Raw genomic sequence first — 14,234 nt, forward strand, 5'->3', positions numbered from 1 at the left:
AAGTTCAAAATACTAGAGTAATACCCCCCTTTGATATCACTAATGCGCTTGTTCCCAGTTATCACCAATGCCGGCTTCGGCAATTAATGGCACACTCATGGTGATGGCATTATTCATAATTTCAACCAAGGTTGCTGTGGTTTTCTCAACAATATCTTGGTGAATTTCAAAAATTAATTCATCGTGTACTTGCATGGTCATTTTGATTCTAGGATCGTTTTGCGCTTGTATCCAAGCATCAACCGCCAACATGGCTTTTTTGATAATATCAGCCGCAGTACCTTGCATAGGTGCGTTAATCGCTGCACGTTCAGCGGCTTTTTTGCGCATGGCATTTTTTGCTTTAATGTCCGGTAAATACAGTCGACGACCAAATAAGGTTTCTACATAACCTGTTTCAGTGGCTTGTTGACGGGTATCTTCCATATACTGAGAAACATTAGGATAACGCTCAAAGTATTTATCAATATAGGCTTGTGCAGTATGGCGAGGCACATTAAGTTGTTTTGCTAAGCCAAATGCCGACATACCATAAATCAAACCAAAGTTAACCGCTTTCGCGCTGCGGCGTTGATCTATAGTGACTTCATCAAGCGGTACGGCAAATATCTCTGCTGCCGTTGCTTTATGCACGTCTTTACCTTCAGAAAACGCCTTAACTAAGCCCGGGTCGTCTGATAAATGCGCCATAATGCGTAATTCAATTTGAGAATAATCTATCGCAACAATTTTATGCTCAGGCGGAGCAATAAAAGCCAGACGTATTTTACGTCCTTCTTCACTACGAATAGGAATGTTTTGTAGATTTGGATCGGTCGAAGATAAACGCCCTGTTGCGGTAACCGCTTGTTGATAAGAGGTATGAACACGGTTAGTGGTTGCCCCGACTAGTAAGGGTAACTTGTCGGTATAAGTTGACTTTAACTTACTTAAGCCACGGTTTTCTAAGATCACTTTCGGTAATGGATAGTCTAAGGCTAATTCTTGTAACACTTCTTCTGCCGTTGAAGGCGCACCTTTAGGGGTTTTCTTAATAACCGGTATTTTTAGCTCTTCAAACAAAATGACCTGCAATTGCTTAGGCGAGCTTAAGTTAAAGCTTTTACCTGCGAGGTTATGCGCTTCAATCTCTAACTCAGCTAAACGTGTACCAATGGATTGGCTTTGTTGAGCCAACATATCGCAATCAATTAATACCCCATGTTGTTCCATGCGGGCAAGTACAGGCAATAACGGCATCTCAATATCGGTAAAAACAGAGAGCTGCGAACTCACTTTGGCTAATTGTGGGTAAATGGCTTGATGCAAACGCATGGTAATATCAGCATCTTCAGCGGCATAATGACCGGCCTTTTCAATTTCTATTTGATTAAAGGTCAGCTGCTTTGCGCCCTTACCAGCGATATCTTCAAAATGTACGGTTTTATAGCCTAAATATTTTTCTGCTAGCGCGTCCATGTTATGGCGCGTTGCCACACTGTTCAAACAATAAGACTCAAGCATGGTGTCAAAAGCAATACCTTGCATGGCAATATTATAATGCGAGAGCACATTGGCATCGTATTTTAAATTTTGCCCCACTTTACAGCAGGTTTCACTCTCTAATAATGGCTTAAGTTGCTCAAGCACCCAGTCGAGCTCTAGCTGCTCTGGCGCATCAATATAATCATGCGTTAGTGGCACATAAGCCGCTTTACCGGCTTCAATACAAAATGATAAACCGACCAGTTTAGCTTTCATATAGTTAACGCTGGTGGTTTCAGTATCAAAAGCAAACAGCTCAGCAGCGCTTAATTTTTCAAGCCAAACATTAAAGCTGGCTTTATCAATAATAATGTCATATTCAGTGTCAACGTCAGCAGGCAAGTCGGCAACCGCTTCGCTACTTGGTTTAACTGCAGTATCCGCTTTGCTATCGCCAGCGTCTAAATCAGTTAATAGACGTTTTAATTCAAATTTTTGGTAAAGCGTTCTTAATGTTTCAGTATCAGGTGCTTTGGGTTGCAGTTCAGCAACGCTTTGCTCAAGGTCAACGTCGAGCTTAATAGTGGCAAGTTCATAAGAAAGCGGCAGGTGTACTAAAGCGCTACGTAAGTTTTCACCTACTTTACCTTTAACGTCGTCGGCATGTGCCATAACTTCTTTTAAGCTAGGGTGTGCGGTTAACCATTTTACCGCTGTTTTAGGTCCACACTTTTCCACGCCAGGAATGTTATCAACTTTATCGCCCATCAAGGCAAGGTAGTCGATGATCTGATCAGGGCGAACACCAAATTTTTCAATAACGCCTGCTTCATCCATTTCTACATTGGTCATGGTGTTAATTAAACGCACATGCGGGTTAACTAACTGAGCCATATCTTTATCACCGGTTGAAATCACGGTTTCAATGCCTAAAGCGGTGGCTTGATGCGATAAAGTGCCAATAACATCATCAGCCTCCACGCCATCAATAACTAACAGCGGTAAACCCATGGCAACAATAATTTCATGTATTGGCGCAATTTGCGTGCGTAAATCATCCGGCATGGGCGGGCGATTAGCTTTATATTCAGCATACATATCATTACGAAAGGTTTTCCCTTTGGCATCAAATATCGCCACGATGTTGCCATTGGGATAGTCTTTTTTTAGACTTCTGAACATGTTCAAAACGCCAGTAATAGCACCGGTAGGTTGGCCGTCTAAAGTGGATAAAGCTTGCAAATATGGCACGTGATAAGCACGAAATAAATAAGATGAACCATCGACTAAAATAAGCGGTGATTGGTCAGAAGTTGGCATGATAATTTTATAACTGGGAGAAAGATTGGCTAAGCATGCCATAATCGGCAAATTGTCTCTAGCTATTCATTATATTTAGGCGCATCAATTAGCAATAATTGTGGATAAGTATGTTGAAAACCACAATGAAAAACCTTAAAGTTCTGGCGAACTTTACGGCAACTATTATTTAACTACTTGTATTAGATGAAAAAAGGTAAGTCTGAAATCCTTTTCAAATATTTATTATTATTTTTTTATTATGTGGATAAATAAATCTCTCAGCTTAAATTTAGCTGTTTAATTAACGAACAACATAAATAAGCGAGCTAAGAGGTTACCAGAAAACAACCTCATTACCAGACAATTGTTAAACTATTTTTACCGTTTTATGACACCTTTAAATAACAAAAAAACATAAGCTATATTTGACAAGGGCTAGCTTAATTATATAAATTTAATTGTTGTAAAAATTTAAATAATCTTGGTCTTCACTATGACAAAACATGACAAAATCGTACATCTATTTTTCCATTCACTGTCACCCCGTTATTACAAAAATATCATCACGCTCAAAGCGACACTAAAGCAATATAAAAAACCTACTTGAGCAACATTAGCTAATAATGAATTAAGTGCCGATCCTTGCAAGGTAAAGCCTTTTTTAATCACATAATAACTTGGCGCCACAAGTAAAATAGTAGTGAGCCAAAGTATAAACGATACCTGTATGGCAAATATTGCATGAATAATTAACGCAGCTGTAATGAGCATAGCGAGTAACATTCTGGCCTTGTGTTCACCTAAAATAACCGCCAAGGTATATTTTTTTACCGCTTGATCCGTAGCAATGTCTCTAATATTGTTCACCAGCATAATGGCGCTGCTATACAATCCTGCACTGGTGGCTAAGCCAAAGGCGAGTAATGAAAGGCTGCCCGTTTGCAAATAATAACTGCCAAGCACTGCCACCCAGCCAAAGAAAATTAACACGGTAACTTCACCCAAAGCATTTGACGCCAATGGAAAGGGTCCAGCACTGTAAGTAAACACGCCTAAAAATGACAACACGCCAAGCGCCAATATCCACCAACCCCCTTCAACCACAAGATAAAGCCCTGAAAGCATGGCCACAGTGCATGTTAGTGCTAAGCCAAGCTTTATCGCTGATAATGAGATTAAGTCCGCTTGCACCACTCTTACCGGCCCCACTCTTTGTTCGTTATCCACCCCAGATAAACTATCAAAAAGGTCATTCGCTAAATTAACCGCAATTTGCAATGACATAGCACAGACTAAGGCCGAGAAAAATATACCCTTGTTAATGTCAACCTCACGGGTCGCCAATGCTGTGCCTAATAAAATGGGACCCATGGAGGCGAGTAAGGTGCGAGGCCGAATGGCCAGCCACCAATATTTGATCTGAGATTTGAGCTGAGACTTGAGCGGCGACTTTATTAACATTAGCTTGGCTGTTGAAGTATTAGGGTTATTGACCTTATCTTATATGTAGACAATGACTAGCCAATATTTAGACATAAAAGAAGCTAGATCAACTTAAACTTTGAAAAATAAAAAACGCTGTACCCTATGACGAATACAGCGTTTACATTAACGCAAAAACACGCTTAATAACCTAAAGCCTAATAAACTAAAGCATCATTAGCTACAGCCTAATGAATTACATAGTGACAAATTCTTCTGCTGAGGTTGGGTGAATAGCCACAGTATTATCAAAATCAGCCTTAGTTGCGCCCATTTTCATCGCCACCGCAAAGCCTTGTAATAATTCATCGCTACCAAAACCTATGCTATGAATACCCACTATTTTTTCTTCTTTACCTACACAGACTAATTTCATGCGAGTAGGGTCACGATAATCTTCAGTAATCGCTTGATATAAAGCGGTAAATTGAGAGCTGTAAACCTTAACTTGCGCTTCGCCATGCTCTTCTATCGCTTCTTTTTCTGATAAACCCACCGTACCAATAACCGGATGACTAAACACCACTGTAGCTATATTGGAATAGTCTAAATACGAATCTGGCTTATTATTAAACAAACGCTCACATAAGCGGCGTCCAGCAGCGACGGCAACCGGCGTTAACTGGGCTCGGCCAGTATTATCACCAACGGCATAAATACCATCAACATCCGTATTTTGATATTTATCTGTGGGAATAAAACCCCGTTCATCAAGCTCAATACCTGCTGAGGCAATATTAATATTATCGGTTGCTGGCTCACGACCAATCGCCCAAATTAAGCTGTCTACTGGGCCGACACTATGGCCATTTTCTAAATGAATGGTTAATTTGCCATCCTGATGTTTCTCAACCCGCGTTGGCACACTCATGGTGTGTAGTGTTGGACCATGCTTGGCCATTTGCTCTACTAACGTATCGCTTAGCATGTCATCAAAATTACGTAATGGCTTTTCTTTACGCACTAATAAATGAGCTTCGCTGCCTAGCGCATGCAACACACCGGCAAGCTCAACAGCAATATAACCCGCCCCCACCACGGCAACTTTTTCAGGTTGTTCGGTTAAAGCAAAAAAGCCATCTGAGTCAATACCATGCTCAGCCCCTTCAATATCTGGACGACTTGGGCGTCCACCTGTTGCAATGGTAATATGGTCAGCGGTATATAAAACCCCGTCAACGTCTAAGGTGTTTTTATCAACAAACTTAGCAAAGCCTTTGATCACGGTAACGTCATTACTGGCAAAACCACGCGCATAAGCCGCATGAATGCGTTCAATATAAGCTTCTCTATTTTTTACTAACTTTGACCAGTCAAAGCTTTGTAATGGCGCTTTAAAACCGTAGTCATTCGCGTAGTGTAATGCATCGGCAATTTGTCCGGCATACCACATCGCCTTTTTTGGTACACAACCGACATTCACACAGGTGCCACCAATATGCTTAGCTTCAATAACGGCGGCTTTTTTGCCTAAACGTGCAGCTCGGTTTGCAGAAGCGATACCGCCACTGCCGGCGCCAATCGAAATGTAGTCAAAATGTTGTGTCATATTATTATTCCTATGTGATTATATTGCGCTTAAAGCATCAAGTGATTATATTGCACTTAAAGCATCAAAATTCAAGCATCGCAGCCAATGCCGGTCATTATTGCCTCTTTATGACAGCAAATGACATAATATTTAACGATTAAATTTCAAATTTTTCTCTCAATTGCCTCTCTAGTGTTAAATAGTGAAAGCTACACCTTGATTATCGACTGATCTGCCATTACATCTACAGCATCATCTAGCAAACATGCGAATTTTATGACCAATCCATTATTACAAAAGACATCACTGCCGCAATTTTCGAAAATCAAGCCAGAACATGTTAAACCTGCGGTTGAACAAGCCATCAAAGAGTGTAAAACAGTGATTGCGGATGTATTAGCAAACAATACCCAATTCACTTGGGACAATTTAGTTGCCCCTATTGATGAAGTAAATGATGTGTTAGGTAAATTATGGTCACCCATTTCGCATATGAATTCAGTGGTCAATAGTGATAAGCTGCGCGATGCTTATGAGTCATGTTTACCACTTTTATCTGCATACGGTACTTTTGTTGGCCAGCACGCCGGATTATTTGCGGCCTACCAGCAATTAAATGGCAGTGCAGCGTTTAAAGCACTTAACACAGCGCAACAAAAAGTCATCAGTAACACCTTAAAAGACTTCAAACTCTCAGGCATTGCACTGAACGAGCAAGATAAAAAGCGCTACGGTGAAATATCGACCCGCTTATCAGAACTTAGCTCAACTTTTGGTAATAATATTCTCGACGCCACGCAAGCCTTTAGCGTTAATATTACTGATGAAGCAGACTTAGCCGGTTTACCTGAAAGCGCAAAAGAAGCGGCACAAGCTTTAGCACAAGCACAAGAAAAAACCGGTTGGTTATTTACCTTAGACATTCCAAGCTACTTACCCGTGATGATCTATTGCGACAATCAAGCGCTACGCGAAAAAATGTATCGCGCCTATGTTACCCGCGCCTCTGAAATAGGGCCAAACGGCGGCGAATATGACAACAGCCCTATTATGGCGGAATTACTTTCTTTGCGTCATGAAATTTCCAACTTACTAGGATTTAACAGCTTTGCCGATAAATCATTGGCAACAAAAATGGCCAATAACAGCCATGAAGTATTAGGCTTTTTAGAAGACCTAGCGGTTAAGTCAAAAGCGCAAGGTGAACAAGACTTAGTCGAAGTGACCGCCTTTGCGAAACAAAATTTTGCCCAAAGTGATTTACAAGCATGGGATTTACCCTATTACAGTGAAAAACTAAAACAAGAGCGTTACGCCATTTCTGACGAAGAACTACGACCTTATTTCCCTGAAAGCAAAGTGGTTGCCGGCTTATTTGAAGTGGTGCATCGCTTGTTTGGTTTAAATATCAGCGAACGTAAAGGGGTAGATACTTGGCATAAAGATGTCAAATTTTTCGATGTCTTTGACAGTAAACAGCAACGTCGAGGCAGCTTCTATTTAGACTTATACGCCCGTTCGAAAAAACGTGGCGGCGCTTGGATGGACGATTGTGTCGGCCGTCGTGAATTAGCTAATGGTGATATGCAATACCCGGTTGCTTATCTGACCTGTAATTTTAATGGCCCAGTCGGCGATAAACCGGCATTATTTACCCATGACGAAGTCGTGACCTTATTCCATGAATTTGGCCATGGTATTCATCACATGCTAACGCAAATTAACGCGGCGGGTGTTTCGGGTATCGACGGTGTGCCGTGGGACGCGGTTGAACTACCCAGCCAGTTTTTAGAAAACTGGTGCTGGCAGCCAGAAGCACTGGCCTTTATTTCAGGTCACTACCAAACTGATGAAGCTTTACCGCAAGACATGCTCGACAAAATGTTAGCGGCCAAGAACTTTCAATCCGCAATGCAAATGATCCGTCAACTTGAATTCAGCTTGTTTGATTTTAAAATGCATGCAGAATATTGCCCAGAAAAAGGTGATCAAATTCAGCAAGTGCTAGATAAAGTACGCCAAGACTACGCGGTTATTAAAGCGCCTGAGTTCAACCGTTTTCAACACAGCTTTGGCCATATTTTTGGTGGCGGTTATGCCGCTGGCTATTATAGCTACAAATGGGCCGAGGTCTTATCAAGTGACGCTTTTTCTCGCTTTGAAGACGAAGGTATTTTCAACCAAAGCGTGGGTCATGACTTTTTAACCAATATACTGGAAATGGGCGGCTCAAAAGAGCCAAGCGAACTCTTTCAAGCTTTCCGTGGTCGACAACCTAAAATAGATGCTTTACTGCGTCACAGTGGCATTACAGGTTAATCACCATGGCATTAGAAAAATTTGATGATATTTATCAACGCGCCGCTGCCCGCAAAGGTGGTGCGGCTAGACTTAATATATTATTAGGCCCAGGTAACCGAGATCATTTATTGCCCACAATAACTGACGACAGATTTTTATCTGAGTTCAGTAAAAAGGTTTTTCAATCGGGTTTTGTTTGGCGCGTAGTGGAAAATAAATGGCCCAATTTCGAAGAAAGCTTTTTCAATTTTACTATTGAAAAAGTCTTAATGATGCCAGAAGAAATGATGGAGCGAAAAGCCAGCGATCCTAAAATAATCCGTAACTTTAATAAAGTTAAAACCATTAAAGCTAATGCGCTGATGATCTTTGACCAGCAGCAACAAGGCCATAGCTTTGCTGAATTTATTGCCCAGTGGCCCAGTGCTGACATTATTGGCTTATGGGCTTATTTGAAAAAACAGGGTCAACGCCTAGGCGGAAATACTGGGCCTTATGCGCTGCGCGCGTTAGGCAAAGACACCTTTATTCTAAGCCGAGATGTGGAAGCTTATTTTCGCGCTCACGACATTATCACTGGTGGTATTCAAACAAAATCTAGCTTAAACGCCATTCAAGCAAGCTTTAATGACTGGCAAACACAGTGTGACTTGTCACTCGGCCAACTCAGTCGTTTAATTGCTTACGCAACGGGTGATAATCATGTTCATTTAGAAGAGGTTCTCGATGCTGAATAACATTGCTGTTGCCTATGTAGATTCTGTCGATGTCGACAAGGCAAAAAAAATCGCCAAAAAATGGCAACTTGATTATATCGGTGATATTGCCGCAATAAAAAATCATCCTCACTTACTGTTTGCCTTACAAGTTAATATGCAACGCTTAGAACTGAGTAAACTTGATGAGCCAAAAATTGGCGCTATTTGCGTTGACTTTGTTGATGGCGCAACCGCCCATCGGCGAAAATTTGGTGGTGGCCGAGGTCAAGATATTGCTAAAGCGGTGGGCTTAAAACATGGTTTTACTCCCAAGGTACTTGATGCCACCGCCGGCTTAGGCCGTGATGCCTTTGTCTTAGCAACATTAGGTTGTTACGTAACCATGATGGAACGTATGCCGATTGTAGCCGCCTTACTCGAAGACGGTTTAGAGCGTGCAAAACTCAGCACTGAAATTAATGATATTACCGAGCGCATGAGTTTAATTAGCTCGTCATTAATTGCAGATATTCCGTTAGCCCAACAACCTGATGTAATTTACCTTGATCCTATGTATCCGCACCGTGAGAAGTCAGCCGCCGTTAAAAAAGAAATGCGTGTATTTCAATCACTAGTAGGTGAAGACCTAGATGCTGACAACTTACTAGCGCCTGCCATTGCCTTAGCCAAGTATCGTGTGGTGGTTAAACGCCCAAGCTATGCACCACCGCTAGCCGGTAAAGCACCGTCAACCAGTATTAATATGAAAAAAAATCGCTTTGATGTTTATGTAAATCAAGCGATCCCGAAACATAATTAACGAAATATGGGCATGCTCTGTACTTTGCATGCCTTATTTTTAATCCTGTCATGTTTTGCCCTTGCTCCCTAGAACGACCAAACTTCACACTGCCATCACTGCAATTAACGCTCACAGTTGAGTTATCCAACAGGGCTATCCAGCTTTGAGATACTTTCGTCTGGCGCCGCGTTGGTCGTCACGTATTGTACGGTTGTGCAGGTAACCACATCGCCAAGCACATTGACTGAGGTTCGGCACATGTCTAATATCCGATCAACCCCAAGAATCAGTGCAATACCGGCAGCGGGTATACCCACACCTTCGAGTACCATGCTTAAAATGATAATCCCTGCTCCTGGCGTTGCGGGTGAGCCAATCGATGCCGCCACCGACATAGTGACAATAAATATATAACTGGTTAAGGTTAAATCGACATGAAAAACCTGCGCAAGAAATACTGTCGCTACGCCTTGATAAAGTGCCGTTCCTGTCATATTAATGGTTGCCCCCAATGGCACTAAGAATCGGGATATTTCAGGTTTTACTTTTAACTTATCTTCAACAACTTGCAAGGTTAATGGCATTACCGCAGCCGAGCTACTGGTGGAAAACGCCAGTAAAAGTAACTCTCGCACGTTCACAAAAAACTCGCCAAAACGCTGTGCCAAGGTTATTTTGGCGACAATAAAATAAGCAATCGCAATAATCAATAGGCCTAATAATACCGTGGCCATGTAAATAGCCATGCCGGTTAGCACATTCAAACCAAGGTTGGCGACTAAGCGGGTAATTAAGCCAAAAACAGCTAAAGGTGCTAAGAGCATGGCCCATGACACAATACGTAAACTTACCTCTTGTAAAGCACCTAAAAGGTCAAATAATGGTTTAGACTGCTGCGCAGGAATAGACAGTAAAGCCGCGCCTAAAACGGCGGCAAACAATATAACTTGCAACATTTCACCAGAGGCCATAGATGCCAGTGGATTTTTAGGTATCAGGGCTGAAACTTTACTAGGGAACTCTGCGGCGGCAGGAAATCCTTTAGCCACGTTATTAACCATAGGTGCCACGTTAGCATCAATTAATGAGGTGGCATCAACAAAATTCCCTGGTTGTATATTAAGCGCCAGCACAATCCCCACTGCGGCGGCAAATGCCGTTGATACCATGATAAATAATAAAGCGATCATGCCATTTTTTTTCATCGCTGCCGGATTATTATTAGCCGCCAGACCTCTAACAATTGAAGCAACCACCAAGGGCACAACAATCATTTGAATAATCGCTAAAAACACTTGTCCGGGTAAGGCAAGCCAAGCCGTTATAATTTTAACGGTTCCAGCTGAAAGCAAGCCTAAATCAGGCCCCATTAACACGCCAAAAATAACCCCTAGTGCTAAGGCAATGATAACTTTCAGCCATAGTTTACCTTCAACCAATTTATCAAATTGGTCAGCTAAGTTTTTTAATGGATTAAAAAATAATTTTGATTGTGTCATTTTTAGTCCTGATTATTGATGCTGGTTTTACCCTTACACTACCAGCTCACCCTTGATTAATGGCGTAACCAAAGATTGAGAATTTTCCTGATATAAGCATAATAACTATTAGCGTAATTACCATGACAACGAGCGCTAAAATCAGGAAAGATTAAGATCATTTTGATTAATATCAAGGTTTCACAAGTCCTCACTGTTAGGAAACGAGTGATAACGCTTAAGCAGCAAAATTTCAGAGCGCTTAAAACACAGCCATTAAATGATATAATAATTATTCATGCATTTACGTGCGCAGTACCTCGCATTATTCTAAACTAAAAGCAGGTTTATTTAGCTAGTGCGCGCATGGTAAAGTCTTTACGTAAACTTAAGAAAAAGAAATGGATATAAGCTTGCTCATATTATCGATAAGCCTAGATTTCTTCGTAGAAACTATACTCGAGCCGCACAATTAAAATTATCTATGTAAACCCGTAAGACGGCTTTTATCTCAATAACCACAACAATGGAAATATTATGATCACATTAAATGCAACTATGCCTAATGGGCAACTTCAAGAATTAAAAGATGGTGAGATGATCACCCACAAAACGTCAGAACTTTTCGCTAACAAAAAAGTGGTGATGTTTGCCGTACCTGGCGCCTTTACCCCAACCTGTTCGGTAACGCATTTACCTGGTTATGTGGTTGCAGCTGACGAGTTAAAAGCAAAAGGCGTTGACGCTATTATTTGCGTCGCGGTTAATGACGCTTTCGTAATGTCAGCTTGGGGTAAAGCACAAAATGCTGAAAACCTGATGATGTTGGCTGATGGCGATGGTAGCTATACCAAAGCACTGGGTCTTGAAATGGACACAGCAGCGTTTGGTGGCTTACGCTCGCAACGCTATTCTATGGTGATCGACAATGGTGTTGTAACAAACTTAAACGTTGAAAAGCCTCAAGAATTTGAAATCAGTAATGCTGAAACTATTCTTAAACAGCTGTAAAAGCAATTTAATCTGCTATTAAAGCAAAAAGGGAGCAATGGCTCCCTTTTTATTGCCCACTGTTTTTTTACCGGTTACAGCAAGACAAATAACCCTCGAAGTAAATAACCTCAAGGCTAAGTAAGCAAGCCAGCGAATATTAGAGAGCAACAAGCGCATTTTATCGTATCGCGCTAGTGCCTTATCTCACCTATAACGCTGTTTTTTTTAAAACATAAATTAGATTTTTTCGTTGATATCAAAGTAAAATCAACAAAAAAAAAGCCTACCTATTAATTGAGGTAAGCCTTTTGTATTTGCCCAGCTATTGTAAAGTTTTTTGTCAAGCTAGGAGCTTATACTCAATCAACTTAGTCGTTAGTTACTCGTCGTCAGTTTGCTTTATCATTTCGATGCGATAACCGGTTGGCGCATTAATATCAGTTTCAGCGATTAAAAATAGCTCATCTGACTCTGCATCCAGTATCAGTTGAAAACTCGATAAAATAATCTCACTACTATCTACCTCTGCTATTGCAAACACCTGATACGTATTGTTTTGTAGGTAAATTGATTCAGGCTGAGTATACACAGCGCTGCGGTTATACAGGGCGGTTTCTATGGTTTCATTACTACGAACAAAATAGAATTTTACCAGATTAAAATCGTCACTATCGACTAAATCAATCATGGTAATTTTATGATCGTAGATACTTTCACGCGTACTATTAGGGACCACAAGCGAATTAATGGTCACTTCAATTTCATCAACAATACCATCACCATCCTCATCTACGTCACCATCGCCGTCATGATCAACATTTTCTTCATTCAAATAAAAGAAAACGGTTTTATTGCTGTTTTCAGCCAAGCTTAGTAAGTGGTTACTTAAAAGGCGTTCTGAGCTACCTGGAATCAATAAATCTAGGCTGTAATCCCCCTTGTTCTGCACTATTGTCGAACTGAAGTTACCCTGCGCAAGTGCTGTTATTTCAGCTTCATCGTCAACACCATTAATATAAATATCCAAGCTACCGGTATAATTTGGGATCAGTTCATGTGCTTTAATCGCGTTATAGGCTCTAAACTGTGCTTCAGAATCTGTGTCTAAATGCTCGGTTATTGATGAGTTGGACATTCTATCCAAGGCATAAGGGGAAACACCTGAACCGGTATTTTCGCGCACAATCATCACATACTGTGCCGCATAGGCATAATCTATCTCGTCTGAAGTAAACAAAACCTCTTGAGTACCCGACTTAGTGATATAGAAAATATATTCGTCTTGGTCAAATTTTTGATTATCTGATAACTGCTTATAGTTATATTGACCCACTAATATGGCTTCATTAAAGCTTTCATCCGACCCTGACATGTAAAAATCAACACCGACTGACTCTGGGTGTAAATTTAACACTCGTAAGTTAAATAAGTCCTCCTCATCATCCTCGTCATCGTCAAGTACCTCGATACTGTAGCTTTCAACTTGTGGCGACGTAATATCATCAGTTAGCACTAATAGTTGAATAGTATCTGTGGTTACTGCAATTTGCCCTTGCGCAACTATCTCTAAATCGTCTCGGTCGCTGCTGTCTTCATCTTGCCAAGCCATTTCATAAAAATAGTTGTTGGTCTCTATTTCAAATTTACTTAAGGCTTCAGTGTAGGCAACGCCATTAAAGCTTACTTCATAATTATCGGCGTCGTCGTCATCGTCTGATTCAAGGTCTTGATCAAGGGTTAAAATAATATCAGGAGCATTTTTTGAACTATTGTAAAATTTAACATAACCGACATTATCACTATCATCACTGCCGCCGCAGCCAGCAAGTACTAATAATGCTGATGAAAATAACACTAGCTTTGCAGACGAAATAGTTGAAAATAGGTTGGATTTTAAGCGCATATATTGTTCCAATAAAGTTAATGGCTATCACTGCGCAGAGGTTGCTGCCAGAGAGTTTATGCTTACAGCTGAAACAGCTAAAAAGCACTTTGTAGAGCTGTATTTTAGGATTAAGTTCGAGAATTCACAGTATCTTTGCACTTCTTTACTTATCTATACCTTTCTTTACAAAACTCACTTATCGCGTTAGCTTTGGATTAAAAAACTTTGCGCTTTATCTTATCGCCCTGCTTCGTCATCTCACGTATAATGCTGGCATTTAAAGCATAAATTAGGGTAT

At 40.9% G+C, this 14,234-nt stretch carries 9 protein-coding genes; 4 read left to right on the plus strand and 5 right to left on the minus strand.

Annotated features, from left to right (window positions below):
* Window positions 1-39: 39 nt before the first annotated feature.
* The 3 genes from polA to gorA all read right to left on the minus strand — a co-directional run bounded on the left by polA (window position 40) and on the right by gorA (window position 5,797).
* Window positions 40-2,784, minus strand: coding sequence for a DNA polymerase I (gene polA / locus H4J65_RS06950; RefSeq protein ID WP_182196993.1), 2,745 nt, complete (start codon window positions 2,782-2,784; stop codon window positions 40-42).
* Between the two features lie 531 nt (window positions 2,785-3,315).
* Window positions 3,316-4,227, minus strand: coding sequence for a 1,4-dihydroxy-2-naphthoate octaprenyltransferase (menA, locus tag H4J65_RS06955; protein WP_220465104.1), 912 nt, complete (start codon window positions 4,225-4,227; stop codon window positions 3,316-3,318).
* Window positions 4,228-4,444: 217 nt separating this feature from the next.
* Complete coding sequence (gene gorA / locus H4J65_RS06960) at window positions 4,445-5,797, minus strand: glutathione-disulfide reductase (protein ID WP_182135860.1); 1,353 nt, start codon at window positions 5,795-5,797, stop codon at window positions 4,445-4,447.
* A 258-nt stretch (window positions 5,798-6,055) separates the two neighbouring features.
* On the opposite strand from gorA, the gene prlC reads away from it, so the two are divergent.
* Genes prlC through H4J65_RS06975 form a run of 3 tightly spaced genes read left to right on the plus strand, consistent with a single transcriptional unit; the run spans window position 6,056 to window position 9,598 of the window.
* The gene (gene prlC, locus H4J65_RS06965; RefSeq protein WP_182196998.1) at window positions 6,056-8,098 is read left to right on the plus strand and encodes an oligopeptidase A; all 2,043 of its coding nucleotides are present in this window, start codon (window positions 6,056-6,058) and stop codon (window positions 8,096-8,098) included.
* A 5-nt stretch (window positions 8,099-8,103) separates the two neighbouring features.
* The gene (locus tag H4J65_RS06970) at window positions 8,104-8,817 is read left to right on the plus strand and encodes a DNA-3-methyladenine glycosylase I (RefSeq protein WP_182197001.1); all 714 of its coding nucleotides are present in this window, start codon (window positions 8,104-8,106) and stop codon (window positions 8,815-8,817) included.
* Window positions 8,807-9,598, plus strand: a complete 792-nt coding sequence (locus H4J65_RS06975) for a class I SAM-dependent methyltransferase (RefSeq protein WP_182197003.1) — start codon at window positions 8,807-8,809, stop codon at window positions 9,596-9,598. Before H4J65_RS06970 ends, H4J65_RS06975 begins: the two co-directional genes overlap by 11 nt.
* 122 nt (window positions 9,599-9,720) lie before the next feature.
* Here the strand turns inward: H4J65_RS06975 and H4J65_RS06980 are convergent, their stop codons facing one another.
* Window positions 9,721-11,079, minus strand: coding sequence for a dicarboxylate/amino acid:cation symporter (locus H4J65_RS06980; protein WP_182135864.1), 1,359 nt, complete (start codon window positions 11,077-11,079; stop codon window positions 9,721-9,723).
* Between the two features lie 516 nt (window positions 11,080-11,595).
* Between H4J65_RS06980 and H4J65_RS06985 the strand changes: the two genes are divergently transcribed.
* Window positions 11,596-12,069: a peroxiredoxin gene (locus H4J65_RS06985; RefSeq protein ID WP_182197005.1), complete on the plus strand. Its 474-nt coding sequence runs from the start codon at window positions 11,596-11,598 to the stop codon at window positions 12,067-12,069.
* 361 nt (window positions 12,070-12,430) lie between these two features.
* Here H4J65_RS06985 and H4J65_RS06990 read toward each other — a convergent pair whose 3' ends face one another.
* The gene (locus H4J65_RS06990) at window positions 12,431-13,954 is read right to left on the minus strand and encodes a hypothetical protein (protein WP_182135866.1); all 1,524 of its coding nucleotides are present in this window, start codon (window positions 13,952-13,954) and stop codon (window positions 12,431-12,433) included.
* Window positions 13,955-14,234: the final 280 nt, after the last annotated feature.

Origin of the sequence: Colwellia sp. MB02u-9, from assembly GCF_014077085.1 — a bacterium.
Classification (GTDB): domain Bacteria; phylum Pseudomonadota; class Gammaproteobacteria; order Enterobacterales; family Alteromonadaceae; genus Cognaticolwellia.